The sequence below is a fragment of the Mesorhizobium sp. M0306 genome (assembly GCF_040321655.1).
Classification (GTDB): domain Bacteria; phylum Pseudomonadota; class Alphaproteobacteria; order Rhizobiales; family Rhizobiaceae; genus Mesorhizobium.
The window spans coordinates 90,851-115,725 of the sequence record NZ_JAMYRY010000004.1 but is presented as its reverse complement, the minus strand read 5'-3'; the positions used below and the strand labels follow the sequence as shown (position 1 = coordinate 115,725).

Below are 24,875 nucleotides of genomic sequence, written 5' to 3'. Positions count from 1 at the left end.
TTCTGCTGGGCCGGCCAGAGAAGGTTATTCCGCTTGAAGATGAATATTCTGTTTCAGGCGGCGACGGCGATGCCGGTCAGTCATAGGTCAGATCCGTCGCCTTGCCGGCGAACACCCGGTAGGCAAAGAACGAATAGAAGATGATGATCGGCAGCACGACGACCGTCCCGACCAGGATGACGGCCAGGCTTTCGGGTGCCGAAGCAGCCTGCCAGATGGTCAGCCGGTCGGGCACCACGAAAGGGTAGAACGACCAGGCGAGGCCGGCAAAGCCGAGTGTGAAGATCGCGGCCAATGTCAGGAACGGGAGCAGCGCGTGGCGGTCGCCGGGCTTCGGCAGATGGAAGGTCTGGCGCCATAGCCACAGGAACAGCACTGCCGACAGGATCGGCAACGGCGACAAATAGAGCATGGCCGGCCAGACGAACCATTTGTCGAAGATGCGCGCGCTGGCAAAGGGCGTGGCCAGCGATACCGCGACCATGCCGAGCGCGGTCAGCACCAGTGCCGTGCGCAGCCACAGCACCGCCTTCCTCTGCAGGTCGCCTTCCGTCTTGTAGATGACCCACGCCGCTCCCATCGCCGCGTAGGCGGCGGCAAGGCAGAGCGCCACCAGCGCGCCGAAGGCGATGCCGCCAGCGCCGACGTCGAGGCCGAGCACATAGACGCCGAGCATATAGCCTTGCGCCAGCGATGCGATGACCGAACCGAGAAAGAAGATGCGGTTCCAGCGGTGCTTCCTGCCGGCAGGCACCTTGGCGCGGAAATCGAAGGCGACGCCGCGCAGGATCAAGCCGACCAGCAGCACGAAGACCGGAATGTAGAGCGCCGTCAGGATGGTGCCGTGCGCCAATGGGAAGGCGACCAGCAGCAGGCCGACCGCCAGCACCAGCCAGGTCTCGTTGGCGTCCCAGAACGGGCCGATGGCGGCGATCATCGTATCCTGCTCGGTATCTTCGGCTGCGGCGAACAGGATGCCGATGCCGAGATCGAAGCCGTCGAGGATGACGTAGATCAGGATGGCGAGGCCCATCAGGCCGGCGAAGATCAGAGGCAACAGGGTCGGCCAGTCGAAGCTCATGATGTTTCTCCCGGTTGCGCAACCGGCTGCGACAGCGGCCTGTTCATGACGCCCGGCAGCGGCGAGGTGTCACCATCCTTCGCCGCCTTCAATGCCAGATGCACCAGCACGCCGAGATAGGCGATCAGCAGCAGCGCGTAGAGGATGAGATAGACCGCGAGCGACAGCGCGACATGGCTGCCGGCGACCGGGCCGACAGCATCGGCGGTACGCAGCACGCCGGTGACCAACCAGGGCTGGCGGCCGATCTCGGTGGTGTACCAGCCGGCCAGCGTCGCCAGCCAGCCGGACAGCGCCATCGGCACCATGACAAGCGCCAGCGGCTTAGGCAGGCTGTGGCGGCGCTTGAGGAAGAAGGCCGCCGACCAGGAGACAGCGAGCATCAGGAGGCCGGTGCCGACCATGATGCGAAAGCCCCAGAACACCGGAAATACCGGGGGATGGTTGCCGGTATAGTCGTTCAGCCCCGGTACGATGCCGCCGGCGCTGTGCCTGAGGATAAGGCTGGCGCCATCGGGAATGGTGAGCTCGAACCTGTTCTCCTTGGCCGCTTCATCGGGAAGCGCAAACAGCACCAGCGGCACGTTGGGACCGGTGTTCCAGTTGGCCTCCATCGCAGCGATCTTCTGCGGCTGATGTTCAAGCGTGTTGAGGCCGTGCTGGTCGCCGGCAAAGATCTGGATCGGGATCAGGATCGCGGCGGTGAAGACGCCGGTGCGCAAGGCCTTCCACATCGATTCCGAGCGATCGCCGTAGAGATAGCGCAGCGCCGACAGGCCGGCGATCAGGAAGGAGACGGTCAGCCCCGAAGCAAGCAGCATATGAACGAGCCGGTAGGGCATGGACGGATTGAAGACAACGGCCCACCAGTCGGTGGCGTGCGCCACACCATCGCGCATCTCGAAGCCGGCCGGCGTCTGCATCCACGAATTGAGCGCGATGATCCAAAAGGCGGACAAGGTGGTGCCGCCGGCCACCAGCACCGTTGCCAGCGTATGGACGCGGTTCGAGACGCGGCGGAAGCCGAACAGCATGATGCCGAGGAACGCCGCCTCGAGAAAAAAGGCGGTCAGGATCTCGTAGGCAAGCAGCGGGCCGGCGATGTTGCCGACCGTCTTCATATAGCCCGGCCAGTTGGTGCCGAACTGAAAGCTCATGGTGACGCCGGAAACCACGCCCATGGCGAAGGACAGCGCGAATACCTTAACCCAGGTGAAATAAGCGCGCATCCAGGCGGAATCGCCCGTCGCGTTGTAGCGGAGTTTGAAGAACAGCAGCACCCAGCCGAGCGCGATGGTGATCGCCGGGAACAGGATGTGGAACGAGATGTTCGCGCCGAACTGTATGCGCGACAGAATGAGCGGGTCCATGGCGGCTCCGGCTGCTGCTTGTTTGTACAAGGATAGGCTTGATGCGCCGGACGGTCAAAGCGGCGTCCCGCCGCGAGGCGGAACGCCGCAGTGCCGGTTAATCTGCTTTTGTATGGAATTTGGCTGGACGACCGGGAAGGTGTTGCCTATTCCGGCGAACCTCGATGTCCAGAACTGTCAGGAGCGCCATTGACATCCGGATTTGCGAACCGACATTCAGCGGATTAAATCAACAACTCTGTTTCAAGCAGCCGTTTTCAGCCATGCAGCCGATCATCTCGATTTCCGGGGTCACCAAGACCTACGCCACCGGCTTCCAGGCTCTGAAGGAGATCAATCTCGATATTGTGCGCGGCGAGATATTTGCGCTGCTCGGGCCGAACGGCGCCGGCAAGACGACGCTGATCTCGATCGTCTGCGGCATCGTCAACCGCTCGTCGGGTTCCGTCACCGTCGACGGCCATGACATCAACCGCGACTACCGCGCCGCGCGCAGTCTGATCGGGCTGGTGCCACAGGAACTGACCATCGACGCCTTCGAGAGCGTGTGGGCGACGGTCAATTACAGCCGCGGGCTGTTCGGCAAGCCGGCGGACAAGGCGTTCGTCGAAAAGGTGCTGCGCGACTTGTCGCTCTGGGACAAGAAGGATGCCAAGGCGATCACGCTGTCCGGCGGCATGAAGCGCCGGCTGATGATCGCCAAGGCGCTGTCGCATGAGCCGCGCATCCTGTTCCTCGACGAACCGACCGCCGGCGTCGATGTCGAGCTGCGCCAGGACATGTGGGCGATGGTGCGCCGGCTGCGCGAAGACGGCGTCACCATCATCCTGACCACGCACTACATCGAAGAAGCCGAGGCGATGGCCGACCGCGTCGGCGTCATCAACCGCGGCGAGATCGTGCTGGTCGAGGACAAGGCCGAGCTGATGCGCAAGCTGGGCCGCAAGCGGCTTGTGCTGGAACTGCGCAGCCCGCTGGCCACCGTTCCCGACGCATTTTCGCGCTACGCGCTGGAGCTTTCGCCGGATGGCGGGCAGCTGACCTATACCTATGACAACCAGAGCGAACGGCCGGGCGTCGCCTCGCTGATCCGCGAGCTCGAGGCGGCCGGCATCCAGTTCCGCGACATCGATACGGAAAACAGCTCGCTCGAGGAGATCTTCGTCAATCTGGTGAGGAAACAGGCATGAACCCGCGCGCGGTCATGAATCTTCATGCGGTATGGGCGATCTATCGGGTGGAGATGGCGCGCGCTCTTCGCACCGTGCTGCAGAGCATCGTTTCACCGGTCATTTCGACGTCACTCTATTTTGTCGTCTTCGGCTCGGCGATCGGCTCACGCATCACCGAGATCGACGGCATCAGCTACGGAGCCTTCATCGTGCCGGGGCTGATCATGCTGTCGCTGCTGACGCAATCGATCTCCAACGCGTCTTTCGCCATATACTTTCCGAAATTCGTCGGCTCGATCTACGAATTGCTGTCGGCGCCGGTGTCCTATCTGGAGATCGTCATCGCCTATGTCGGGGGTGCGGCGACAAAGTCGATCGTGCTTGGCCTGATCATCCTGGCGACGGCCTCGCTGTTCGTACCGCTGACGATCGAGCATCCGTTCTGGATGCTCGCCTTCCTGGTGCTGACGGCGGTGACCTTCAGCCTGTTCGGCTTCATCATCGGCATCTGGGCGAAGAGTTTCGAGCAGCTGCAGCTGGTGCCGCTGTTGATCATCACGCCGCTGACCTTCCTTGGCGGCAGCTTCTATTCGATCAACATGCTGCCCGGCATCTGGCGCACGGTGACGCTGTTCAACCCGGTGGTGTACCTGGTTAGCGGCTTCCGCTGGAGCTTCTACGGCAAATCCGACGTTTCGGTCGGCGTCAGCCTTGGCATGACGGTGGTCTTCCTGCTCGTCTGCATAGCAATCGTCGCCTGGATCTTCAGGACCGGCTACCGGCTGCGCAACTGATCGAACGGGCCTTGTCCAGGCGAAGCAGCCTTATCGATCGACGTTTCTTTTCCGAAGGCGATATAGGCCTGCGCCCGTGCCCGGAGCCGGCGCTTGAACGCTCAAGCTTGCTTTTTATGCATTGTTATATATCATGTTATCGATTTTCGCATGAGATGAAGTGACCTATGGAAGACGTCATACGATCGCTTGGCTTCCTGTGCCTGGGCAGCAGGCTGAAGCGTATGGGCGAGCAACTGCAAGCGGAGGCGCAGCGCCTGCTCGACCGGCTGGATGTCCCGGTTCAGGCGAGCCAGTACCCGTTGCTGGCCGCGCTCGACAGGCTGGGCCCGCTGCCAGTCGGAGAACTGGCGCAATCCCTTGGGATCGCGCAGCCAGGTGTAACGCGAAGCGTCTCGCTTCTGGCCGAATTGGGATTGCTCGAAGTCAGTCAGTCGACCGATGACCAGCGGCGCAGGATTGTCTCCCTCACTCGGGATGGCCGGCGGCTGGTCGATGTCGCAAAGCGCGAGGTCTGGCCGCGCATCGAGAACGCCGTCGCGGATCTGTGCGCGGATCTTTCGGGGCCTCTTCTTGATCAGCTGGCTGCCATCGAGGACGGCCTCGCCGCGGCTCCCCTCGACCATCGAGTAAAAAAACCGAAGGATGCGGTACAATGAGGCACCTGCTTGACCGCCCTATCTGGAGCGCGCTTCAGACGCGACATCGGGCCTTCGCGGAGGGTGACAACCTCGCCATGCGATACCGGCCGTCAATCGTCCCTTTCGCCGCCACCGGGGCGGACGACGCGGATAACTTGCAGGCGCTCGGAAAGCTTGTTCCCCAGGCGAGAGTGTCATTCTGCTTCAGTCGGACGCCATTGATCTGCCCGCGGGGCTTTCCGCGACTTCGACCGCAGCCGGGGTTCAGATGATTGCCGAGCAGCCGTTGCAAACCGTGTCTGACAAACGCGTGCAACGTCTGACGCGAGACGATGCCGCTGAGATGCTCGCCCTGGCATTGCTCACCAAGCCTGGCCCATTCACGCTCGAAGCCTTGAGCCTGGGCGATTTTTGGGGTGTGAAAATCGAGGGCAGGCTTGCGGCGATGGCCGGCGAGCGCATGAAGCAACCCGGCTATACCGAACTCAGCGGGGTATGCTCACATCCGGAATTTCGGGGCGGCGGCCTGGGCAAGCTGCTGTCCCTGTTCGTGGCAAACCGGATAGTGGCGCGCGGCGAAGTTCCCTATCTCCACGCCTATGCCAGCAACGCCACGGCCATAGGACTATACAAGTCCATTGGCTTCAGGTTGCGAAGCACAATGAATGTGGCCGTGGTTCAGCGCACCGAATAATTCGTCGGCGCATGATGGGCAGCATGGATGCGTGTATCAGGAAAGGAAGGATTTCGTATCGCCGAAATCCTTCCTTGAGACTGCAAGACCTGGCTGCGCGTCAGACCGCGATCTTGCCGCCACCTTGCCTGGTGATGGCAACGACCGCCGGGCGCACCGGGATGTCCGGCTTGAAGTCGGGCCAGCGGGTCGACAAATCCTCATAATAGGATGGACGGCCGAAAGCCTCCCAGTCCTCGCCGCCGTCGCCCGGATGCTGGACGGCAACGAAGGCGGTCTGGTCGTCCGGCGCAAACAACGGGCCGCACATTTCGGCGCCTATCGGCACACGGAAGAACAGCTTTGATGTGGCCCTTGCCGGCCCTTCCGTGTCGACCGCCCACAGACCGTCGGTGCGGCCAGTGGCCTTCGGGCCCTGGCCGTCGGTAGCAACCCAGAGGCGGCCGGCCGAATCGACCGCGCAATTGTCCGGCATGCCGAACCAGCCATTGGCCGTGGTTGCGGTCGAGAAGGTGGCGCCGACAGCGGCAACCGAGGGATCACCGCATTTCAAGAGCACCTCCCACTTGCCCTTGGTGGCAGTGAAATCGCCGCCGTCCTCGACGATCTCGATGATGTGGCCAAAGGCATTTTCGGCACGCGGGTTGGCGGCGTCGACCTGATCGGCCTTGCGCTTCGAATTGTTGGTCAGCATGACATAGACCTTGCCGTTGGCGGCATTGGGCTGGATGTCTTCCGGACGGTCCATCTTGGTGGCGCCGAGCAGGTCGGCGGCGCGGCGCGTTTCGATCAGCACGTCGGCCTGGCTGGCAAAGCCGTTCTCCGCCGTCAGCGGCCCTTGGCCGAAGACGATCGGCAACCATTCGACCGAACCGTCCTCGGCAAACTTGCCGACATGCAAGGTGCCATCGTCGAGCAAATCCTTGTTTCCAGCGCGGTCGTCCGGGTTGAATTTGCCTGTGGTGACGAACTTATAGACGTAGTCGAAGCGCTCGTCGTCGCCGAGATAGAAGACGACACGGCCATCCTTGGCGACGATCGACTCGGCGCCCTCATGCTTGAAGCGGCCCATCGCGGTGCGCTTCCTCGGCACCGAAGTCGGATCCTGAACGTCGACCTCGACGATCCAGCCGAAGCGGTTCGGCTCGTTTGGCTCCTTGCCGATGTCGAAACGGTCGTAATGCGCTGCCCATTCATAGGCACCTTCGGGAATGCCGAGGCGCTTGTAATTGGCGGCTTCCTTATGGCTCTGCGGCAGCTCGCCCGAGAAATAGCCGTGGATGTTCTCCTCGGCCATGACATAGGTGCCCCATGGCGTGACGCCGCCGGCGCAGTTGTTGACAGTGCCGATGACTTTGGTGCCGCTCGGGTCGGCGCTGGTCTTGACGCGGTCGTGGCCGGCGACGGGGCCGGAGAGCTCGATCTCGGTGTTGGAGGTGATGCGGCGGTTGAGCTTGCCGTCGCGAACGACCTGCCATTTGCCTGATATCTTGCGGACCTCGACAATGGTGCCGCCATGCGCGGTCATCTCGACGTCGACTTGTTCCTTGCTGAGAGGCGCCTGCTTGGCTTTGCCGTCGACGATGGTGACGAGGCCCGAAAACATCAGGTGCGGATTGGTGTATTCGTGGTTGACCACCAGCAGGCCGTGCTCGGCCGAGCCGTCGATCGGGATATAGCCGACATAGTCGTTGTTGTAGCCGAATTGTCTGGCCTGGGCCTCCGCCGACTGTTTTGTCGGATCGAATTCCGGCGAATCGGCGAACAGCGGATCGCCCCAGCGCAGCAGCACATCGGCGTCATAGCCGGGTGCGACGTGATGCTTGTCGTCGATGCCGGCCTCGAGCTCGTCGAAAGCGAAGGCGGAGCCTTCGGCGGCGCGGGCGTTGTCGGCGGTGATCAGCGCCAGCGGGCTGACGGTAGCGGCTATGGCCGAGACGGCAAGCGAGCCCTTGAGGAAGCCGCGGCGCGAGAACCGCGCGGCGATGATTTCACCCATGGTGCGGTTGTCGGTGGGATTGGCTCCTGGCCCGTCGTTTTCCTCGAGCAGGCTGGTGCGGAAATGGGCGTCAGGGGAGCGATGTTCGGTCATAGGGGCATGCCTCTGGCTGGATGGATTGCTGGAGCGTGTTGCCTGGCCAGTCCGGTATCGCCGGCAGGTCACAGTTTGATGACATGCCGGCTAATTACCACTGCGATTTTGTATCCAGCATCGGCCCCGCTTGACCGCGACCGGCGCTTCGGAAACAAGAGCTGCGGTGGGCGTAGGACCGCATCGGGAGGAACAAAAAGTGAGTTTCTGGGGACTTGGGCAGCTCTGCGTTTCGACGGTGATCTTCCTGCTGGCGGCGATGGCTGCCAAACAGTGGGGGCTGGCGCCGAGCCTCGGCAAGATCGTGCTGACGTTGGCGCTCTATTCGCTCGGCAATCTGATCATGCTGAGGCTGATCCGTGAATTCGGCATGTCGGTGTCGTTCAGCCTGTCAGCGGTGATCCAGCTGGTGTCGGTGAATGTGGTGGCGCTGGTCTTCTTCGGCGAGCGCGTCAATGCCTTGCAGGCGACCGGCATTGTGCTTGCCATCGCAGCTGTGGCGCTGATCACGCTCGGGCCCTATCTGCAAAGGCTGTAACTGCGATCGGGCCGATGAAGAAGACCGCAAGCAGACTGCGCAACTGGCTGGAGTTCCCGGTTCTGCTGGCCGGGCTGATCATTGCCGGCGGGCTGTGGGGGTTCGAGGAGCTGATGGAGATGGCGCGGGCCACCACGCCGCATGCCTTCGATACCGAAATCCTGCTCGCCTTCCGCAAGGCCGGCCAGCCCGACAATCCGATCGGACCGGCGTGGCTGGAAGGAGCGATGCGCGACATCACCAGCCTCGGCAGCGCCAGCGTGTTGGTCCTGATTACCGCGGCAATGATCGTCTATCTGCTCCTCATACGCAGGCCAGGCGCGGCGCTTCTCATGTTCGTCGCGGTAGCGGGTGGCCAGGTCCTGTCAAGCGTGCTCAAGTTCGATATAGACCGGCCGCGCCCCGATCTGGTCTCGCATCTCGCCGACGTGGCATCGCTTTCGTTTCCGAGCGGCCACGCCATGCTGTCGGCGGTAACATATTTGACGCTGGGCAGCATGGCGGCGCGGTTTTTGCCCGGGCGGACAACGAAGATCTATGTGCTCGGGCTGGCGGTGCTGACGACGGTGGTGGTCGGCATCAGCCGCATCTATCTCGGCGTCCACTGGCCGTCCGACGTATTGGCCGGCTGGTGCGCCGGCTTTGCCTGGGCGATGCTGTGCTGGCTTGCGGCCCGGTTCCTGCAGCGACGGCTCGGGCGGGCCGGCGGCACCTGACTCATGTCAGTCGATTTGCGGTCAAATCAGCCTGTTGATCAGGCCATGGCCGCAGCCTGCCAGCAGGAAAACCATCGACAGCAAGGCTGTCGAGGTCGCCAACGCTTTGAATATCTTCACCTGCTCATCCTTTTTGAGTCGTCGCCTGTGAAATCGGGATCGCAATGGATGTCCCGCCAAACGATGTCGTAGCATGCTAGCGCATCGGCTGGCAAAGAGTGCTGCATGTTTCACATATGCAAGATGATGCTTGAACCATCATAATGAAGGTATTATACGTGATACCGCAGATTCAGACGGGGGTTTTGGCCGATGATCACTGCCGCGCAGATGCGTGCCGCGAGGGCGCTGGCCGGCATCGATCAGAAGACGCTCGCCGAGCGCGCCGGGGTTTCGCTTCCAACCATTCAGCGCATGGAAGCGAGCGACGGCGTGGTCCGGGGCGTGGTCGATACGCTGATGAAGGTCATCCAGGCCCTTGAAGAGGCCGGGGTCGAGCTGATCGGCGAGAACCAGGCGAGCGAGCGTGGCGGCAGGGGCGTTCGCCTCAAGCCTGTCACGCCGCAGAACCCGCAGGGCTGATGGTACTGCCGCATCGCCGAAAATCAAATCCGATTTTCGGATAGTCCGATGCGCCGTTCAAAAGTGTTGGAGCGTATCTGTGCGCCCATTTGGACGCACGCCGCTCCAAGTCGCGACGGCGACCGCCGACAGTCCTGCCGACGATCCCGCCGCCTCCTTGGTTTCATGGGGAAGGCACTCGATGGATCAGACCCGGCGGGCAGCGCATCAACCGGCACGCCCGACATTTTCCGAACTGTTCACGCCGAAGCTGGTGACGGTGCTGCGCGAGGGCTATACGCTCGCGCACTTCAAGGCCGATGCCATTGCCGGGCTGACTGTCGCCATCGTAGCGCTGCCGCTGTCGATGGCAATTGCCATTGCTTCAGGCGTGACGCCGGAACGCGGGCTCTACACCTCGATCATCGGCGGCTTCCTGGTCTCGGCGCTTGGCGGCAGCCGTTTCCAGATCGGCGGCCCGGCCGGCGCCTTCATTGTGCTGGTGGCTGCGACAGTGGCGCGGGTTGGCGTCGACGGCTTGCTGCTGGCGACGATGATGGCCGGCCTGTTCCTGCTTGCCATCGGCTATCTCAGGCTTGGCACCTACATCAAGTTCATCCCCTATCCAGTGACCGTCGGCTTCACCGCCGGCATCGCCGTCATCATCTTCTCCGGCCAGATCGTCGAACTGTTCGGGCTGAAGCTCGCCGGCAAGGAACCGGGGCCGCTGGTGCCGAAGCTGATGGCCATCGGCGAGGCGGCCGGAACGATCAACCTCGCCGCAACCGCGGTGGCGGCACTGACCATCATCACCATTGCGATGTTGAAGCGGTTTCGGCCGAAGTGGCCGGCCATGCTGATTGCCATCGGACTGGCATCCCTCGTCGTGGCATTGCTCGCCATGCCGGCCGAGACGATCGGCACGCGTTTCGGCGGCATCCCGCGCAGCCTGCAATGGCCGGCCTTCCCGCCGCTTAGCCTCGACAGGATAATCGACGTGCTGCCGGACGCCATCGCCTTTGCGCTGCTCGGGGCGATCGAATCGCTGCTGTCGGCCGTCGTCGCCGACGGCATGACCGGAAGGCGGCATCGCTCCAATTGCGAGTTGGTGGCGCAAGGCTTCGCCAATGTCGCCTCCGCTCTGTTCGGCGGCATCTGCACTACCGGAACCATTGCCCGCACCGCGACCAATGTGCGGGCCGGCGCGCATGGACCGGTCTCAGGCATGATGCACTCGGCCATCCTGCTTGCGCTGATGCTGGTGGCAGCACCGCTGGCCAGCTATATCCCGCTTGCAGCACTTGCCGGCGTGCTGGCGGTGGTGTGCTGGAACATGTTCGAGAAACAGGCCTTCGCCACGTTGCTGCGCGCCTCGCGCGGCGATGCGCTGGTGCTGATGGCGACGTTCCTGATCGTCATCTTCCGCGACCTGACCGAAGGCATCGTCGTCGGTTTTGCGCTGGGTTCGATCCTGTTCATCGACCGCATGGCCAAGAGCATCGCGGTGGAGGCGGATCATCAATCCTTGGTGCAGGAAGACGTCGCCGACCGCGCCAGCGCTTATGATTCCAGCGAGGCGAGCGATGCCGACACCGTCGTCTACCGGATCTCGGGCGCCTTTTTCTTCGGCGCCGCCTCGACCGTCGGCACCGTGCTGGACCGCATCGCCGACCAGCGCAAGAACTTCATCCTCGACTGTTCGGCGGTGCCGTTCTTCGATTCGACGGCGGCCAATGTCATCGAGGGCGCGGCCCACAAGGCGAGCCGCGCCGGCGTTCGCTTCATTATATCAGGCGCTTCACCGCAGACACGCCGCATGCTGATCAACCACGGCGTCAAGCGGCCGCTGGTGACTTATGCCGCCTCGATCACGGATGCGCGGGCGCAGCTGAAGAAAGCCGCGCCCGCCGTCTGAGCTGGCAGTTGCCGGCTTAGTCGAGGCCCAACGCTGCGACTTCGCCGTCATTCATCAGCGGCACGAAGATTGTCGACCTGCCGTCGGTGCCGATGTCGGCGCTGCCCGGCTTGAACGTCGCAACCACTTGCGGCGTGCCGCCGGCTTTGTAGCGGTAGAGCGTGCCGGTCATATACGCGGTGGCGTAGATGCTGCCGCCGATGGCAACGACGCCATCGAGGTTGGCAAACTTTTCCGCGCCGGGCAGTGGCGAAACGGCCTTGGTAGCAAGATCGACCGAGAGCAGGCCGCCCGGCTCCGCGGTGCTGAAGTCGGGCTTGATGCCCTTGCCCCAGGAAGCGACGATCAGCCGACCGCCATCGGCGAAGATGCCATTCGGCGAAGCGAGCGAAGCATCCTTGACGAACAGTTCCGGCCGGTCGCCGTCGATGCGATAGATCGTATCCGCAAGCATATCGGTGACGTAGATCTTGCCGGATGCATCAGCGGTCATGTCGTTGAGGAAGACGGCGTTCGGCACGTCGATCGTCGACGCTAGCTTGCCGCTAGCGAGATCGACGACGCGCACATGGGTGAGGTCGGCGACGTAGAGTTTGCCGCCGGCAATCGACATGCCCTTGGGCGCGTCCATGCCGTCGGTCCAGTGTTGCGTGAGTAGCTTGCCGTCCATCGACAGGATCGACAGATAGCCGTTGCCGTCGGCTTCGCCGGGATTACCGACGATATTCGAGACGATAACGCGCTGGCCGGCGGCGTCGAACAGCGCCGATTCAGGTTGCTCGAGGCCGCCGGCGCGCCAGAGTTCAGCGGCCTGAACTGCCGGCGCAGTCGCGATGCCGACGATGGCGAGAAGTATCGGTGTGAAGAGGCTTTTCATGGCTAGTCTCCTGTAATGGACTGGCGGAGAGCTAGGCCTTTCGATACTTTTCGGGAAGATCTATCTGGACTAGTACCGAAGGCTGATACCAAATCGTGCAAAAGAGGTGCATCCCATGAACGGCCTGATCTTCGAAGCGCTGAAGCGGACGCTTAAGGCAAAGGGCATCACCTACCGCGTCCTTGCCGAGCGCATGGGTGTTTCCGAGCCGACGGTGAAACGCATCTTTCATGAGCGCAACTGCAAGCTCGACCGGCTGATGGAGATCTGCACTGCCGCCGGCGTGGAGTTGGAGAACGTGCTCGGCTCTATGAACAGAGGACCAGGACCCGCCAACCAGATCGCGCCGGAGATCGAGCGCAAGCTCGCCGGGCGGCCGGCACTGCTGTTCGTCTTCGTCATGCTTTCCGAGAAATTCACGCCCGAAGGCATCATGCGCTCCCAAGGACTGAGCGAGGCTTCGATATTCCTCTATCTGCGCGACCTCGAGGAACTCGGCCTGGTCGCGCTCGGTCGCGGCCTATCGGCAAGGCTGCTGGTCGAGGCACCGATCCAGTGGAATTTCGACGGGCCATTGCGGCCGCTGTTCGAAATGACCAACAAGAATTTCATCGGCTGGGCCATCACCCATCTTGAGCGCGAGGCGACATTCGTCAGCTTCTCCAGGCGGATGCGGCCGGAAACGGCGGAAATGGTCAGGCGCGAGGCGGAGGAATTGGCGGAGCGCGCCAAATTGCTTGCTCATCACGACCAGCACACGACGCCCGAAGACGGACTGGTCGGCTACAAATGGACGTTTGCGTTCGGCGCAACGCCGTTCCCGGTAATCATGCCGATCGGGCCACATCCGCGCGACGCAGGCGCGCGGACGGACGATCGAGTTGCGGCCGCCGCAAACGGACGGCGTCTGCCGGCCTAGGTCAGAATGCAGAACGACCGAGTCCGGGCTGTTGGCGGCAGCCAGTCTGACTGAGCTTCTTAACCCTGAGTATCGGCCGGAAACCGGTTCTCAGAGCGTCCCTTGCCCAAACACAAGATCGAGCGGCTATTCGGCGGTCTTGTTCGCCGCCACCTTGTCATCCCAGACCATCTGCCGGTAGTCGAAGCCGTATTCCAGCGTCGGCTTGACGATACGGAAGTAGGGCGACAGGTCGAAGTCGCGCGGCGTGTAGAGCGAGTGATGGCGGATGTGCAGGATTTCCCTGCGCGAATAGCTCGACTGGGCCGAGGCACGGCCGGGCGCCCGGGTAATCTCGGGTAGGATCGGGTAGCGGATCCGGCCGTATGCCTCGGCGATCAGCGACGAGCAGATGGCGCGCGTCGGGTCGCCGGAACCGAAAGCCAGCATGCGGCGGCGCCAGCGCACCGGCACCGGCGGCGTCGGCAAGAAGTAGCGCAGCATGTCGAATATGTTCTTGAGATCGTATCTGAGACCGAGCCTGCCGATCATGAAGGCGACGACCGTGTCGCGATCTTCGGGAGCCAGGCCGCTCGCCCGGCAGATGCGGGTGTTGTAGCTGCGGTAGCGCGACAGCGGCACGGCGATGCAGCCATCGCCGAGCGTGACCTCGATCAGGCGCCGCCGCTCCGATCCGTCCTCCGGCTCCGGCAGCGCATCCCCGACATAGAAGGCGGCATGCGACCAGGTCGACTGCGTGAGGTATTTGATTGCCGCCGAGATCTTCTGGTTGCCCTTGATGAGCAGGATGTCGCCGGGTTCGAGAGTGCGGCGCAGCGTTTCGGCGTCCGACGGCGTGTAGGGCTCGTAGCCGGACGATTCCTCCTGCAGCCGGCCGGCAAGCCAGCGGCCAATTCGGTCCAGTAGCGTGTCGCCGGGCTCGGTCATGCCAGACGGCGATTACCACAGGGCGGCAAATTAGACCATGATCAGCCCACGCCAGGCGCGCCGGCGTCTTCGTGCTGCGGTGACGCTGTGAGATCGTCGCGCGCTTTACGGGCGAGCTTCCTCGTCGAGCGTTTCGGACTGTCGCCGAAAAGCTCGGCCGCCTCGGCGAGGCAGGTTTTTTTCAGGCTCTTTTCCGAGCGCTTCAGCAGCTTGGCAAGCAACCGCGTCTCCTCAGGGGGGCCAAGCGGCTGGTCCTCGGCATCGAGAAGCGCGCGCATGACGAACACATCGTGCAGTTCGCCGAGCCGCTCGCCCAATTCGTCGACGGCCTTGCGCCGGGCTTTGATCGGCGTCGGCCACAGCCGGCCGAGCAGCGACAGGTGCATGCCATGCGTCTTGGCCGCCTTGCGCAGATCGTGAAAGTCATCGGCTTCGCCGCGCGAAGCCGCCTTGTCCAGCGCTTTCCTGGCGCGGCGCAAAGTGGTGCGCGCGCCTTCGGCGAGCACGTCGGCAGCCTGCTCCGGCTGGTCGGGCAGAGCGAGCTTGTCGATCCTTGCGACACCTTCCTCGCATGCGGCGATCGCCGCGCCTATCGCGGCATCGAGGCCTGCTCCGCCATGCAGTTCATGCTGGCGCGCGACGAGCCTGTCACGCACGGCATCGAGGCCACCGCCGGCACTTTGCTCGGGAAAGCTTGCCGCCAGCCGGTCAATTGTTTCGACCAGCGCGGTCGCCTCGCGCGGACCAGCAAGCAGGGCCGCCACCTGGCGGTAGCACTGATTCTCGGTCACGCAGAATGTTTCGTCTCCGGAACGGACAAGGCGCAGCAACGCGCGGACGTTCTTCAGCCGTTTGCGGCATTTGTGCAGCCCCTGTTCGGGCCTGTCACGCGCCGCGTTCAGATGGTCGATCGCCTTGCCGATCTCATCGGCGAGGATGCGCCTGACCTCGCCGGTCAGCGACGTGCGCGGATCGATACGAAAGCTCATGCGACGATCTCCGGAATCCCCCCAAGGGCGAGCGACGCGTTGTAATATCTCGGCTCGCCGGTGACTTCACGGCCGAGCCAATCTGGCAGCATTTCGTCCGGTACATCCTCCGGCGTCTCGAGCTCGGCGATCACCAACCCCGCAAGCGTCCCGCCGAAGACATCGACTTCGTAGAGATAGCCGCGGTGTCTAACATGGTGGCGTGTCTTCTCGATGACACGTCCGATGGCAAAGGCTTGCATCTCCTGCGCCTCCGCCAAAGGCACCGGATATTCGAATTCATCGCGCTCGCGTGCCTGGCTGCCGAACTTGAGCGTCAGCTTGGCGGCGGCATCATTGCTGATGCGCACACGCACCGTACGGCTGGGTTCGGCGACAAGATAGAATTGACGGATATGAATGTCCGCCTCGACGATTGCCCGCCATTCCTCACCTGAGACCAGGAATTTACGCTCGATTTCCTTGCCCATGGTCAGGCACTAAAGCGCGCACGGCCAGAGTTGGCAAGCCGCTTGACCGCACTTGACTTTAATCATTCGATTGATTAAATTGCCGGCCATGATCAAATCGCCCAACGCCAGCGGCCTTCCTCATGAGGCGCCCAAGACCGCCGCAGATATGACGCGGACGGCACTCGTGCGCGCGGCGCTGAAGCTGTTCGGACGCCAGGGTTTCGACGGCACGTCGACGCGCCAGATCGCGGCTGAGGCCAAGGCCAATATCGGCTCGATCGCCTATCATTTCGGCGGCAAGGAAGGGCTCCGCAACGCGGCGGCCGACTACATCGTCGACACCATCCAGACCGTTGCCGGCCAGGCGATCGGCAATCTGCAGGCGCCGCCCGCGGCATTGGCGGATACCGAGGCCGCGCGGGCACATTTAGCCGTCGCGCTGGAGCGGATGGTCGCCTTCATCGCGGCAAGGCCGGAAGCCGGCGAGATTGTGCAGTTCGTCCTGCGTGAGCTGTCGCATCCAACCGCCGCGCTCGACCGTATCTATGATGGCGTGTTCGAACCGGCGCATCACCGGCTCTGCCTGATCTGGGAACAGGCGACGGGCGAGCCGGCCGAGAGCGAGCGCACAAAACTCACCGTATTCACACTGATCGGCCAGGTCGTCTACTTCCGCATCGGTCGCGAGGCGGTTATGCGCCGGATGGGCTGGCGCGAGATCGGCGATGACGAGGCCGGCAAGATCGCGGCGACAGTAACCGACAATCTCAGCGCGATTTTAGCTCGGCGCGATTTGGTTGTACGGAAGGATCGTGGATCATGAGCCTGCTCTGTTCTTTGCCGCTTGCCGCCCAGCTTTTCAGCGCCTGCGCGCCGGCAGCACCGCTCGCCGTCGGCTACGTCGAGGGCGATTATGTGCTGCTGGCGCCGATCGAGGTGGCGCAGGTCGAGACGATTGCGGTCAAGCGCGGCGACCGCGTCGCGCCCGGCACGCCGGTGGTGACGCTGGAAAACGCCGACGCCAAGATCGCCATCGCACAAGCCGAGGCGGCCCTTGCGCAGGCCCAGGCGCAACTTGCCGACCTGCAGGTCGGCAAACGGCAGGAAGAGATCGCGGTGCTCAAGGCGCAGGTCGACATGGCCAAGGCGCAAGCCGCCGACGCCAAACGCCGATACATCCGCGCCAGCGATCTGTTCAAACGCGGCACCGGCACACAGGCCGACTACGACACGGCTTCCGCGACGCTGGAGACGGCCAACGCACAGGTCGGCCAGGCGGAGGCCAATCTCGCCGTCGGCGGCCTGCCGGCACGGCCGGAGACGATCAAGGCCGCCGACAATCAGGTCAGGCAGGCGCAATCGGCCCTGGAGCAAGCGCAATGGCGGTTGTCGAAGCGCGTGCTGACGGCTCCCTCGCCCGGCCGGGTCAACGATGTCATCCGCTATCCAGGCGACACGGCCGGTCCGACCGCGCCGGTCATCTCCATGCTGCCGGACGGGGCGGTGAAGCTCAGCGTCTATGTGCCGGAAAGCGCGTTCTCGTCGGTCGAGGTCGGCACGCTGCTCAACGTCCATTGCGACGGTTGCGGATCGGGCGTGAAGGCTCGCGTCAGCTATGTGTCGCCGGATCCGGAATTCACGCCGCCGGTGATCTACTCGCTCGAGACCCGGCAAAAGCTGGTCTATCTGGTCGAAGCGCGGCCGGAGGGCGACGCCAGCGCATTGCAGCCCGGGCAGATCGTCGACGTCGATCTGGCGGACATCGGAAAATGAACGTCATCGACGTGCACGGCCTGGTCAAACGCTTCGGCGACAAGACCGTTGTCGACCATGTGACGATGACGGTGGCCGAGGGCGAGATCGTCGGCTTCCTCGGGCCGAACGGCTCAGGCAAGACGACGACCATCCGCATCATGTGCGGCTTGCTGACGCCGGATGAGGGCGAAGGCACGGTTCTGGGCTTCGACATCCGCACCGACAGCCTGCGGATCAAGCGCGAAGTCGGCTACATGACGCAGAGATTCTCGTTCTACGAAGATCTGACGATTGGCGAGAATCTCGAATTCGTGGCACGGCTGTACCGGCTGAAGCCGCTCGACGAGCATGTGGCTAAGACACTTGAGGATCTCGGCCTGACGTCGCGCAGGAACCAGCTGGCCGGCACCTTGTCCGGCGGCTGGAAGCAGCGGCTGGCGCTGGCCGCCTGCATCATGCACAAGCCGAAACTGCTGCTGCTCGACGAACCGACGGCTGGCGTCGATCCGAAGGCCAGGCGCGAATTCTGGGACGAGATCCACCGGCTGGCGAGCGGCGGGCTGACCGTGCTGGTCTCCACCCATTACATGGACGAGGCCGAGCGCTGCCATCGCATCAGCTACATCTCCTATGGCAAGATGCTGGCTACCGGCACGGTCGAGGACGTGGTGAGGAACGCTGGCCTGACCACCTTCGTCCTGCAAGGGCCGCGCCTCGACCAGGTCGCGACCGCACTCAGTGGCCGCCCCGGCGTCGATCAAGTGGCGCCGTTCGGCGCGACGCTGCATGTCGTCGGCTCCGACAGGAAGGCGCTTCAGGCAGCGCTCGCCGATGTCGAGAAAGAGCACAAGGGCGTCACGGTATCGCCTGGCGAGACCAGCCTGGAGGATGTGTTCATCCAGTTCATGTCCGGTTCGAAGGACAACATGGGATGAAAAATGGGATAAACAGCGTCTTTTCCTTTGCCAGGCTCGGCGCGCTGCTGATCAAGGAGTTCATCCAGATGCGGCGCGACCGCATCACCTTCGCCATGATGCTGGGGGTGCCGCTGATGCAGCTGGTGCTGTTCGGCTATGCCATCAACAACGACCCGAAGAGCCTGCCGGCAGCGCTGGTGGTGATGAGCAGCGATCCTTACACGCGGGCCATGGTTTCGGCGCTGCAGACCACCGGCTATTACCGCTTCGACCATGTCGCGCAAAGTGCCGCCGAAGCCGAATTCCTGATGGCGCGCGGCGACGTCGCCTTCGTCGTCACCATTCCCGCCGATTTTGCCCGACGGGTCGAGCGCGGCGATAGTCCGCAGATCCTGATCGAGGCGGATGCGACCGACCCGGCCGTCGCCAGCGGCGCCATCTCGACGCTCGGCACAGTTGCCAACCAGGCGCTGCTCAGGGCACGCGGCATGCAGGAGACGGCGGCCGAAGCTGCCCGGGGCCAGCTCCAGGTGGTGGTGCACCGGCGCTATAATCCGGAAGCCGTCTCGCAATACAACATCGTGCCCGGCCTGCTGGGCGTCATCCTGCAAATGACGATGGTGATGATGACCTCGATCGCGCTGACGCGCGAGACCGAGCGCGGCACAATGGAGAACCTTCTGGCGATGCCGTCCAGCCCGCTCGAGATCATGCTGGGCAAGGTGCTGCCCTATCTGGCGGTCGGCGCCGTGCAGGTGCTGGTGGTGCTGGCGGCCTCGAAGCTTCTGTTTGCCATCCCCTTCACCGGGTCGATGTCGCTGCTATTGACGGCGGTCCTGATCTTCGTCTTGGCGCTGGTGCTGCTCGGCTACACGATCTCGACGATCGCCCGCACGCAAATGCAGGCCCTGCAGCTCACCTTCTTCTTCTTCCTGCCGTCGATCATGCTGTCCGGCTTCATGTTCCCCTATCGCGGCATGCCGGACTGGGCGCAGGTCTTCGGCGAGGTGCTGCCGCTGACGCATTTCCTGCGCATCATCCGCGCAGTGATGCTGAAGGGCGCCGAGCTGCCGGCGGTGGCAACGGAAATCGGCTGGCTGGTGGTGTTCGTGGCGCTGTTCGCCGGCATTGCGCTGGTGCGATTCCGCCGGACGCTGGATTAGGGTCAAATGATCGAGATTCACACGGCCTTGGCCTAGCCCGGGACCGGTGTCAATTCAGGTGCATTGAGCCCTTCGAATGGATCGCGCCAGGCGTCGATTTCTTCAAGCTGCCGATACCAGCGGCCGACAGAAGGATAATCATCGAGAGGCAATCGGGCGACGTCGTTGAAGGGCAGAAACGTCGCCATTCGAAAGTCGGCGTAGGAGACCGAATTTCCGACCAGCCATTCTCGCTGGGAAAGCTCGGCATCAAGTATTACAGCGGCGGTACTGAAGTCCCTCAGGCCCTCCTCAACCCGCGCCTGATCGATCGGGCCGAGCCCATAGCGCTGTTTGGTCCCGCGCTCGAAATGCACGACATCGCAGGCTCTTGCGAAGTTCTCTTTCCCCCAACTCAGCCATCTGATCATCTCGGGCTCGTCGTCGCCGGTGCGCCAGAAATGCGAATGCGTGTCGCGTGAAAGCCGGCAGGCTATGGCGTCGGCCTCCCAGAGGCTTTTTCCCAGGCCTACAAGGATGGGCAATGAAAGATTTGGATTGAGCGGCCGAAAGCGCTTGGCCTGCCCCGGAGCGAAGGGAGAGGCGAATTCGAACTCTACCTTGGCTTTGAGATACCGTGCCACCGCGACCGCGAGGCGAGGATTGGGATTGCGGCTGAAGAACAGTTTCATCGATCTCAGTCTTTGGAGGGTACCGGTTCGACCGGGCGCAACGGACGCTCAAGCACCTCGAACCGGCACATGACCTGGAACTGGTCGCTATCTTAGCCGGCAGCAATGATCTCGGCATAGGTGCTGAGATCGACATTGCCGCCGGAGAGCACCACGGCAATGGATTTCCCGGCAAGGTCGATCTCGGCTGACGACAGCGCGGCCAAGCCGACGCAACCGCCAGGTTCGACCACCAGCTTCAGGCAAGCCATCGCATCGCGCATCGCCTGTGCCACCGCCTTGTCGGAAACGGCGATGGCGCCGGCAAGATTCTTGCGGTTAATCTCGAAAGTGATCGCGCCCGGCTCGGCGACGAGAAGGGCATCGCAGATCGAGGTGTGGCCGGGCGCGTTCGACACCCTGGCGCCTTTGATCAGCGAGCGGCGTGTGTCGTCGAAATGCTCGGGTTCCACCGCCCAGACGGCGGTGCCCGGCGAGGCGTCCTTGACCGCGATCGAAATGCCGCTGCTCAAGCCGCCACCGCCACAGGGAACCACCACCGCATCGAGGCTGACGCCAAGCGCTTTTGCTTGGCGTATCAATTCGAGGCCGATCGTGCCCTGGCCGGCGATGATGGCTGGATCGTCGTAGGGCGGCACCAGGACCATGCCCTTTTCCACGTAAGAACGGAGGACGGCAGTGCGATCGTCGCGGACCCGGTCGAAGGTGATCACTTCCGCGCCCATCTTCCTGACATTGCCGACTTTCATCGCCGGCGCATCGGTGGGCATGGCGATGACGGCCTTGACGCCGAACATCGCCGCTGCGGCGGCAACGCCTTGCGCGTGATTACCCGAGGAGAAGGCGACGACGCCGCGGGCGCGTTCTTCCGCCGAGAGCGGGGAGAGCTTGTTGTATGCACCGCGGAACTTGAACGAGCCGGTGCGCTGCAACGTCTCCGGCTTGAACAGGATCCTGGCGCCGAAGCGCTTGTTTAACTCCGGCGATTCGATCAGCGGCGTTTCGACGATCAGTCCGGACAATCGCACTGCTGCGCTGTGAATATCGGCGATGCCGGGAGGGGTGGTCATGGCTAGGTCCTGCAAGAGATGAGACCGCCTATGGTGCACGGAAAGGGAGGCCGCGCACCAATGAAAAAATGTGACGGTTACAATTCGTCCTGGAGGCAGGAGTAGGGCGTGACTGTCACCGACCGCCTCCTCGGCCCTCCGCCATGCATTCGTCGCTTCAATCGACAAATCGTTGCCGATTGACCGGCCTGGCCGGCCGCTCCTCACCCCAACAGCGTCTTTTGCCGTTTGGAGCCGCCCATCTTGCGCCAGGTGTTGAAGCGGTGGGTGGCGGCGGCGAAGGAGATCTTCATCTGTTGGGCGACCGAATAGCGCGACTTGCCCTCGTCGAACAGCCGGTAGCAGCACTCGACGCCCTCCTCGGTCAACTTGCCGTCGGGAGCCTTGTTGTGCGGATTGGCGGGATCGAATTTTTCGACCTGCTGCTCGACCAGACCTTTCAGGCGCTGCAGATCCGCCTCAATATTAGCGATCAGGTCGAGAACCGGTTTGGGATCAAACGGCTGCTGTTTTTCCGGCATCTGCGGGTTCCTCTCTCTTGGTTGAGATTCGGTTATATAAGTGAACGTTTGCCGATAGCAAACGGCAACCTGTTCGGGATTTTGAAGCCTGTACCTTTTGAGCATGAGTGGAGCGCACACGATTGACCGGCGACGTGCAAGATCATAGTTTAGAACTATTCTAAACTAGGGTGAATTTCTCATGCTTTCCCGCGTTTTCGGCTTCGGCCGCCGTCCCTTTGAATCGCTCTCGGAACAGGAGATCCTGGCGCTCGCCATCTCCTCCGAGGAGGATGACGGGCGCATCTATCGCGCCTATGCCGACGGGCTGGCGGAGAGCTTTCCGCAATCGGCCAAGGTGTTCGAGGAGATGGCGGAGGAGGAGGACGGCCATCGCGATTCACTGATCGAGCTTTACCGCAAGCGTTTCGGCGAGCGCATACCGCTGATCCGGCGCGAACATGTGAAGGGCTATTACGAGCGCAAGCCGGACTGGCTGGTGAGGCCGCTCGGCATCGATCATGTGCGCAGCCAAGCCGAGGCCATGGAGCGGCAGGCCTACCTGTTCTATATCGAGGCGGCCAAACGCACAGGCGATGCGTCGACGCGAAAGCTGCTCGACGACCTGGCAATCGCAGAACAGGGCCACGAGACACTGGCGCAGCGGCTGGAGCAAAAGCATGTGCCTGGCGCGGTCAAGGACGAAGAGGCGGCAGCCGAGCAGCGCCAGTTCATCCTGACCTACGTGCAACCGGGGCTGGCCGGGCTGATGGATGGGTCGGTGTCGACGCTGGCGCCGATCTTTGCCGCCGCCTTTGCCACGCATGATACGTTCCAGACCTTTCTGGTCGGGCTTGCCGCTTCGATCGGCGCTGGCATCTCGATGGGTTTCACCGAGGTGGCTTCCGACGACGGCAAATTATCGGGCCGCGGCTCGCCGGCAAAACGCGGGCTGACCGTCGGCGTCATGACGACGCTGGGCGGGCTCGGCCATGCGCTGCCCTATCTCATCCCGCTTTTCTGGACGGCGACCATTGTCGCCGCCGTGGTGGTTTTCTTCGAGCTGTGGGCGATCGCCTTCGTGCAGAACCGCTATATGCAGACGCCGTTCTGGCGCGCCGCCTTCCAGGTGGTGCTGGGTGGCGCACTGGTGTTTGCGGCAGGGGTGCTGATCGGGAATGCATAGCAGTCCCTATCCGATCACTACCCGGCTATCTGCTGGCGCCTCGGCGCGTTCGGTCAGGCCGTAATCGCGCACGACATGGGCGATGCGCAAACGATAGTCCGCAAAGATACCGCCGCGCCCGGCCTTCTGCGCCTGCCGATGTTCCTGCGTGTTGCGCCAGGCCTTCACCGCGTCCTCGTCGCGCCAGAAGGACAGCGACAGGATGCGGTTCGGATCGGCAAGGCTCTGGAAGCGCTCGATCGACAGGAAACCGTCGATGCCGTCGAGCAGCGGCCGCAGGTCGGCGGCGATGCTGAGATAGGCATCGCGCATGCCCGCCGCCGGCTCAACCTCGAAGATGACGGCGATCATGGCTTCACCAAAGGAGCATGCGGCCCAGAGGCTAGCTTGAGGAAGATGCGGTCCTCCTTCAGGATGAATTTTTCCCGCCGGGCGAACTCGTAATTCGCCTTGCCGGCGGGATCGGCGGCGAGCCGGGCGCGGTAGGCTTCGTAGGCCGCAAGACTGTCGATGTTGTAGGCGGCATAAGCTGTGGTGGCCGAGCCTTCGTGCGGCGCGAAATAGCCGATCAGATCGGCGCCGCAGCGCGGGATCGCCTGCCCCCAATTGCGGGCATATTCCTCGAACGCAGCCTTGCCGAACGGATCGATCTCGTAGCGGATGAAGCAGGTGATGGTCATTTTTCGCCTCCTTGGCGGTAGATGTTTTCTTGCGGTCACAGTTCGAGCCAGGTCGAAACGTTCCGAAGATCGATATGCTAGGCAAATTCGCTGGCCGGTCAGGTTTGCCAGAAGGATTTCGCGCATTCGCGGCGGACGTCTTCGGGTGTCAGGCCAAGGTCATCCAGCAGATGATCGTCGATCTCGGCGAGGTCGAGACGCTGCAAATGGCGGTCGTACCACCGCGCCAGGAGCCGCAGCCGCAAGCGGCGCAAGACAATGAACGGGAACGGCCGGCGAGCAGGCGCGGCGCTGAGAATGGTGCTTGCAGGCATCGTTGTCTCCTTGATTTGCATCGAGATTAATGCTTATCTGACGAGGATGCTTCGATGAGGAACGAACTATGCGCGAAGGCCCCGACATAGCCCGCATTGCCAGCCTGGTGGGCGATCCGGCGCGGGCAAACATGCTGTCCGCACTGATGGGCGGCACGGCACTGACGGCGAGCGAACTGGCACTGGAAGCCGGCGTGTCGCTTCCAACAGCGAGCTCCCATCTGTCGAAGCTGATGGAAGGCGGGCTGCTGACGCTGGCGAGCCAGGGGCGGCACCGCTATTACGGCCTCGCCGGCCCGCAGGTGGCTGGAATGATCGAGGCGATCACCGGCGTCGCTGCTGCTGTCGGGCCGCAGCGGGTGCGACCCGGCCCTCGCGACGCGGCCATGCGCGTGGCGCGGGTCTGCTACGACCACCTCGCCGGCGAGCAGGCGGTGGCGATGCTGGACCGTCTTGTCGCTCGACAAGTGCTCCTGCGTGACGACAAGGAGATCCAGCTTGGGCTGTCGGCCGCCTCGCATTTCGCCGCGATCGGCATCGACATCCATACCAAAGCGCGGCGGCCGGTGTGCCGTGCCTGCCTCGACTGGAGCGTGCGGCGTTCGCACCTCGCCGGCACGCTGGGCGCCGCCATTCTCGACAAGATCCTCGCCGAGAAATGGGCACGGCGCGAGAAGGACAGCCGTGCCGTGATCTTTTCACCGATAGGCAAGCAGGCCTTCGAGAAGACGTTTCTCGCCTGACGGCGCGCTTCGATGCGCTGGAAGGGTCAGCGTTTCACGGAAACGCCGAACCACTCTATCTTTTTGTTTTGACGCAATTCCGGACGGAAAACCGTTTCACACTTTTCCTGGAATTGCTCTAAAGCGCGTCGCGTTCGA

27 protein-coding genes and 1 pseudogene are annotated in these 24,875 nt (G+C 63.0%); 15 read left to right on the top strand and 13 right to left on the bottom strand.

Annotated elements, in window-relative coordinates; translation table 11 throughout:
* Nucleotides 1-76: 76 nt before the first annotated feature.
* Nucleotides 77-1,081: a cytochrome d ubiquinol oxidase subunit II gene (locus NKI95_RS09175; RefSeq protein ID WP_352716098.1), complete on the bottom strand. Its 1,005-nt coding sequence runs from the start codon at nucleotides 1,079-1,081 to the stop codon at nucleotides 77-79.
* Nucleotides 1,078-2,451, bottom strand: a complete 1,374-nt coding sequence (locus tag NKI95_RS09170; RefSeq protein ID WP_352716096.1) for a cytochrome ubiquinol oxidase subunit I — start codon at nucleotides 2,449-2,451, stop codon at nucleotides 1,078-1,080. The genes NKI95_RS09175 and NKI95_RS09170 overlap by 4 nt, the downstream gene beginning before the upstream one ends.
* A gap of 263 nt (nucleotides 2,452-2,714) precedes the next feature.
* On the opposite strand from NKI95_RS09170, the gene NKI95_RS09165 reads away from it, so the two are divergent.
* The 4 genes and pseudogenes from NKI95_RS09165 (at nucleotide 2,715) to NKI95_RS09150 (ending at nucleotide 5,752) form a co-directional block, all read left to right on the top strand.
* Entirely contained in the window at nucleotides 2,715-3,641 is a 927-nt protein-coding gene (locus NKI95_RS09165; RefSeq protein WP_352716093.1) for an ABC transporter ATP-binding protein, read from the top strand.
* 14 nt (nucleotides 3,642-3,655) lie between these two features.
* Nucleotides 3,656-4,417 carry an ABC transporter permease gene (locus NKI95_RS09160; RefSeq protein ID WP_292656992.1) on the top strand — a complete coding sequence of 254 codons (762 nt, stop codon included), beginning with the start codon at nucleotides 3,656-3,658 and terminating at the stop codon, nucleotides 4,415-4,417.
* A gap of 167 nt (nucleotides 4,418-4,584) precedes the next feature.
* On the top strand, nucleotides 4,585-5,076 hold the full coding sequence (locus tag NKI95_RS09155; RefSeq protein ID WP_352716090.1) for a MarR family winged helix-turn-helix transcriptional regulator: 492 nt from the start codon (nucleotides 4,585-4,587) through the stop codon (nucleotides 5,074-5,076).
* Nucleotides 5,073-5,752: pseudogene (locus NKI95_RS09150) on the top strand (GNAT family N-acetyltransferase). The gene NKI95_RS09155 and the pseudogene NKI95_RS09150 overlap by 4 nt, the downstream one beginning before the upstream one ends.
* A gap of 100 nt (nucleotides 5,753-5,852) precedes the next feature.
* Here the strand turns inward: NKI95_RS09150 and NKI95_RS09145 are convergent.
* A complete protein-coding gene (locus NKI95_RS09145; RefSeq protein WP_352716088.1) occupies nucleotides 5,853-7,844 on the bottom strand; it encodes a PhoX family protein in 1,992 nt (663 codons plus the stop codon).
* A gap of 199 nt (nucleotides 7,845-8,043) precedes the next feature.
* Here NKI95_RS09145 and NKI95_RS09140 point away from each other — a divergent pair, with 199 nt between their 5' ends.
* The 4 genes from NKI95_RS09140 to NKI95_RS09125 all read left to right on the top strand — a co-directional run bounded on the left by NKI95_RS09140 (nucleotide 8,044) and on the right by NKI95_RS09125 (nucleotide 11,574).
* The gene (locus tag NKI95_RS09140) at nucleotides 8,044-8,382 is read left to right on the top strand and encodes a hypothetical protein (RefSeq protein ID WP_023679017.1); all 339 of its coding nucleotides are present in this window, start codon (nucleotides 8,044-8,046) and stop codon (nucleotides 8,380-8,382) included.
* A gap of 14 nt (nucleotides 8,383-8,396) precedes the next feature.
* The gene (locus NKI95_RS09135; RefSeq protein ID WP_352716085.1) at nucleotides 8,397-9,098 is read left to right on the top strand and encodes a phosphatase PAP2 family protein; all 702 of its coding nucleotides are present in this window, start codon (nucleotides 8,397-8,399) and stop codon (nucleotides 9,096-9,098) included.
* Between the two features lie 312 nt (nucleotides 9,099-9,410).
* Nucleotides 9,411-9,680, top strand: a complete 270-nt coding sequence (locus NKI95_RS09130) for a helix-turn-helix domain-containing protein (protein WP_292656925.1) — start codon at nucleotides 9,411-9,413, stop codon at nucleotides 9,678-9,680.
* Nucleotides 9,681-9,861: 181 nt separating this feature from the next.
* Entirely contained in the window at nucleotides 9,862-11,574 is a 1,713-nt protein-coding gene (locus tag NKI95_RS09125) for a SulP family inorganic anion transporter (protein ID WP_352716082.1), read from the top strand.
* Between the two features lie 16 nt (nucleotides 11,575-11,590).
* Here NKI95_RS09125 and NKI95_RS09120 read toward each other — a convergent pair whose 3' ends face one another.
* Nucleotides 11,591-12,451, bottom strand: coding sequence for an SMP-30/gluconolactonase/LRE family protein (locus NKI95_RS09120; protein ID WP_352716080.1), 861 nt, complete (start codon nucleotides 12,449-12,451; stop codon nucleotides 11,591-11,593).
* A gap of 115 nt (nucleotides 12,452-12,566) precedes the next feature.
* On the opposite strand from NKI95_RS09120, the gene NKI95_RS09115 reads away from it, so the two are divergent.
* Complete coding sequence (locus NKI95_RS09115) at nucleotides 12,567-13,370, top strand: helix-turn-helix domain-containing protein (protein WP_352716077.1); 804 nt, start codon at nucleotides 12,567-12,569, stop codon at nucleotides 13,368-13,370.
* A gap of 126 nt (nucleotides 13,371-13,496) precedes the next feature.
* Here the strand turns inward: NKI95_RS09115 and NKI95_RS09110 are convergent, their stop codons facing one another.
* From NKI95_RS09110 to NKI95_RS09100, 3 genes are read right to left on the bottom strand one after another with little or no spacing between them, the layout of a single operon-like run.
* A complete protein-coding gene (locus tag NKI95_RS09110; RefSeq protein WP_352716076.1) occupies nucleotides 13,497-14,297 on the bottom strand; it encodes a C40 family peptidase in 801 nt (266 codons plus the stop codon).
* Nucleotides 14,298-14,338: 41 nt separating this feature from the next.
* Nucleotides 14,339-15,286: a CHAD domain-containing protein gene (locus NKI95_RS09105; protein ID WP_352716074.1), complete on the bottom strand. Its 948-nt coding sequence runs from the start codon at nucleotides 15,284-15,286 to the stop codon at nucleotides 14,339-14,341.
* Entirely contained in the window at nucleotides 15,283-15,756 is a 474-nt protein-coding gene (locus NKI95_RS09100) for a CYTH domain-containing protein (RefSeq protein ID WP_352716072.1), read from the bottom strand. Before NKI95_RS09100 ends, NKI95_RS09105 begins: the two co-directional genes overlap by 4 nt.
* A gap of 88 nt (nucleotides 15,757-15,844) precedes the next feature.
* Here NKI95_RS09100 and NKI95_RS09095 point away from each other — a divergent pair, with 88 nt between their 5' ends.
* From NKI95_RS09095 to NKI95_RS09080, 4 genes are read left to right on the top strand one after another with little or no spacing between them, the layout of a single operon-like run.
* Complete coding sequence (locus tag NKI95_RS09095) at nucleotides 15,845-16,561, top strand: CerR family C-terminal domain-containing protein (RefSeq protein WP_352716070.1); 717 nt, start codon at nucleotides 15,845-15,847, stop codon at nucleotides 16,559-16,561.
* A complete protein-coding gene (locus tag NKI95_RS09090; RefSeq protein WP_352716068.1) occupies nucleotides 16,558-17,511 on the top strand; it encodes an HlyD family secretion protein in 954 nt (317 codons plus the stop codon). Before NKI95_RS09095 ends, NKI95_RS09090 begins: the two co-directional genes overlap by 4 nt.
* Nucleotides 17,508-18,428: an ABC transporter ATP-binding protein gene (locus NKI95_RS09085; protein WP_352716066.1), complete on the top strand. Its 921-nt coding sequence runs from the start codon at nucleotides 17,508-17,510 to the stop codon at nucleotides 18,426-18,428. Before NKI95_RS09090 ends, NKI95_RS09085 begins: the two co-directional genes overlap by 4 nt.
* An 8-nt stretch (nucleotides 18,429-18,436) precedes the next feature.
* Complete coding sequence (locus NKI95_RS09080) at nucleotides 18,437-19,573, top strand: ABC transporter permease (protein WP_292656995.1); 1,137 nt, start codon at nucleotides 18,437-18,439, stop codon at nucleotides 19,571-19,573.
* Nucleotides 19,574-19,605: 32 nt separating this feature from the next.
* Here the strand turns inward: NKI95_RS09080 and NKI95_RS09075 are convergent, their stop codons facing one another.
* The 3 genes from NKI95_RS09075 to NKI95_RS09065 all read right to left on the bottom strand — a co-directional run bounded on the left by NKI95_RS09075 (nucleotide 19,606) and on the right by NKI95_RS09065 (nucleotide 21,835).
* Nucleotides 19,606-20,244, bottom strand: a complete 639-nt coding sequence (locus NKI95_RS09075) for a glutathione S-transferase family protein (RefSeq protein WP_352716063.1) — start codon at nucleotides 20,242-20,244, stop codon at nucleotides 19,606-19,608.
* A gap of 92 nt (nucleotides 20,245-20,336) precedes the next feature.
* Entirely contained in the window at nucleotides 20,337-21,314 is a 978-nt protein-coding gene (locus tag NKI95_RS09070; protein WP_352716061.1) for a threonine/serine dehydratase family protein, read from the bottom strand.
* Between the two features lie 203 nt (nucleotides 21,315-21,517).
* The gene (locus tag NKI95_RS09065; protein WP_292656954.1) at nucleotides 21,518-21,835 is read right to left on the bottom strand and encodes a hypothetical protein; all 318 of its coding nucleotides are present in this window, start codon (nucleotides 21,833-21,835) and stop codon (nucleotides 21,518-21,520) included.
* 181 nt (nucleotides 21,836-22,016) lie between these two features.
* Between NKI95_RS09065 and mbfA the strand changes: the two genes are divergently transcribed.
* Entirely contained in the window at nucleotides 22,017-23,000 is a 984-nt protein-coding gene (gene mbfA / locus NKI95_RS09060; RefSeq protein ID WP_352473594.1) for an iron exporter MbfA, read from the top strand.
* Between the two features lie 6 nt (nucleotides 23,001-23,006).
* Here mbfA and NKI95_RS09055 read toward each other — a convergent pair whose 3' ends face one another.
* From NKI95_RS09055 to NKI95_RS09045, 3 genes are all read right to left on the bottom strand, one after another.
* The gene (locus tag NKI95_RS09055; RefSeq protein WP_352716056.1) at nucleotides 23,007-23,351 is read right to left on the bottom strand and encodes an antibiotic biosynthesis monooxygenase family protein; all 345 of its coding nucleotides are present in this window, start codon (nucleotides 23,349-23,351) and stop codon (nucleotides 23,007-23,009) included.
* Nucleotides 23,348-23,680 carry an NIPSNAP family protein gene (locus NKI95_RS09050; protein WP_023679000.1) on the bottom strand — a complete coding sequence of 111 codons (333 nt, stop codon included), beginning with the start codon at nucleotides 23,678-23,680 and terminating at the stop codon, nucleotides 23,348-23,350. The genes NKI95_RS09055 and NKI95_RS09050 overlap by 4 nt, the downstream gene beginning before the upstream one ends.
* Nucleotides 23,681-23,778: 98 nt before the next feature.
* On the bottom strand, nucleotides 23,779-23,994 hold the full coding sequence (locus NKI95_RS09045; protein WP_352716053.1) for a YjiS-like domain-containing protein: 216 nt from the start codon (nucleotides 23,992-23,994) through the stop codon (nucleotides 23,779-23,781).
* A 68-nt stretch (nucleotides 23,995-24,062) separates the two neighbouring features.
* On the opposite strand from NKI95_RS09045, the gene NKI95_RS09040 reads away from it, so the two are divergent.
* On the top strand, nucleotides 24,063-24,737 hold the full coding sequence (locus NKI95_RS09040) for an ArsR/SmtB family transcription factor (RefSeq protein WP_352716050.1): 675 nt from the start codon (nucleotides 24,063-24,065) through the stop codon (nucleotides 24,735-24,737).
* Nucleotides 24,738-24,875 lie beyond the last annotated feature (138 nt).

Excerpts from the sequence above, each read along its gene's own strand:
- NKI95_RS09175 (WP_352716098.1), bottom strand. The coding sequence starts at position 1,081 with ATGAGCTTCGACTGGCCGACCCTGTTGCCTCTGATCTTCGCCGGCCTG.
- NKI95_RS09170 (WP_352716096.1), bottom strand. The coding sequence starts at position 2,451 with ATGGACCCGCTCATTCTGTCGCGCATACAGTTCGGCGCGAACATCTCG.
- NKI95_RS09165 (WP_352716093.1), top strand. The coding sequence starts at position 2,715 with ATGCAGCCGATCATCTCGATTTCCGGGGTCACCAAGACCTACGCCACC.
- NKI95_RS09160 (WP_292656992.1), top strand. The coding sequence starts at position 3,656 with ATGAATCTTCATGCGGTATGGGCGATCTATCGGGTGGAGATGGCGCGC.
- NKI95_RS09155 (WP_352716090.1), top strand. The coding sequence starts at position 4,585 with ATGGAAGACGTCATACGATCGCTTGGCTTCCTGTGCCTGGGCAGCAGG.
- NKI95_RS09145 (WP_352716088.1), bottom strand. The coding sequence starts at position 7,844 with ATGACCGAACATCGCTCCCCTGACGCCCATTTCCGCACCAGCCTGCTC.
- NKI95_RS09135 (WP_352716085.1), top strand. The coding sequence starts at position 8,397 with ATGAAGAAGACCGCAAGCAGACTGCGCAACTGGCTGGAGTTCCCGGTT.
- NKI95_RS09130 (WP_292656925.1), top strand. The coding sequence starts at position 9,411 with ATGATCACTGCCGCGCAGATGCGTGCCGCGAGGGCGCTGGCCGGCATC.
- NKI95_RS09125 (WP_352716082.1), top strand. The coding sequence starts at position 9,862 with ATGGATCAGACCCGGCGGGCAGCGCATCAACCGGCACGCCCGACATTT.
- NKI95_RS09120 (WP_352716080.1), bottom strand. The coding sequence starts at position 12,451 with ATGAAAAGCCTCTTCACACCGATACTTCTCGCCATCGTCGGCATCGCG.
- NKI95_RS09115 (WP_352716077.1), top strand. The coding sequence starts at position 12,567 with ATGAACGGCCTGATCTTCGAAGCGCTGAAGCGGACGCTTAAGGCAAAG.
- NKI95_RS09110 (WP_352716076.1), bottom strand. The coding sequence starts at position 14,297 with ATGACCGAGCCCGGCGACACGCTACTGGACCGAATTGGCCGCTGGCTT.
- NKI95_RS09105 (WP_352716074.1), bottom strand. The coding sequence starts at position 15,286 with ATGAGCTTTCGTATCGATCCGCGCACGTCGCTGACCGGCGAGGTCAGG.
- NKI95_RS09100 (WP_352716072.1), bottom strand. The coding sequence starts at position 15,756 with ATGGGCAAGGAAATCGAGCGTAAATTCCTGGTCTCAGGTGAGGAATGG.
- NKI95_RS09095 (WP_352716070.1), top strand. The coding sequence starts at position 15,845 with ATGATCAAATCGCCCAACGCCAGCGGCCTTCCTCATGAGGCGCCCAAG.
- NKI95_RS09090 (WP_352716068.1), top strand. The coding sequence starts at position 16,558 with ATGAGCCTGCTCTGTTCTTTGCCGCTTGCCGCCCAGCTTTTCAGCGCC.
- NKI95_RS09085 (WP_352716066.1), top strand. The coding sequence starts at position 17,508 with ATGAACGTCATCGACGTGCACGGCCTGGTCAAACGCTTCGGCGACAAG.
- NKI95_RS09075 (WP_352716063.1), bottom strand. The coding sequence starts at position 20,244 with ATGAAACTGTTCTTCAGCCGCAATCCCAATCCTCGCCTCGCGGTCGCG.
- NKI95_RS09070 (WP_352716061.1), bottom strand. The coding sequence starts at position 21,314 with ATGACCACCCCTCCCGGCATCGCCGATATTCACAGCGCAGCAGTGCGA.
- NKI95_RS09065 (WP_292656954.1), bottom strand. The coding sequence starts at position 21,835 with ATGCCGGAAAAACAGCAGCCGTTTGATCCCAAACCGGTTCTCGACCTG.
- mbfA (WP_352473594.1), top strand. The coding sequence starts at position 22,017 with ATGCTTTCCCGCGTTTTCGGCTTCGGCCGCCGTCCCTTTGAATCGCTC.
- NKI95_RS09055 (WP_352716056.1), bottom strand. The coding sequence starts at position 23,351 with ATGATCGCCGTCATCTTCGAGGTTGAGCCGGCGGCGGGCATGCGCGAT.
- NKI95_RS09050 (WP_023679000.1), bottom strand. The coding sequence starts at position 23,680 with ATGACCATCACCTGCTTCATCCGCTACGAGATCGATCCGTTCGGCAAG.
- NKI95_RS09045 (WP_352716053.1), bottom strand. The coding sequence starts at position 23,994 with ATGCCTGCAAGCACCATTCTCAGCGCCGCGCCTGCTCGCCGGCCGTTC.
- NKI95_RS09040 (WP_352716050.1), top strand. The coding sequence starts at position 24,063 with ATGCGCGAAGGCCCCGACATAGCCCGCATTGCCAGCCTGGTGGGCGAT.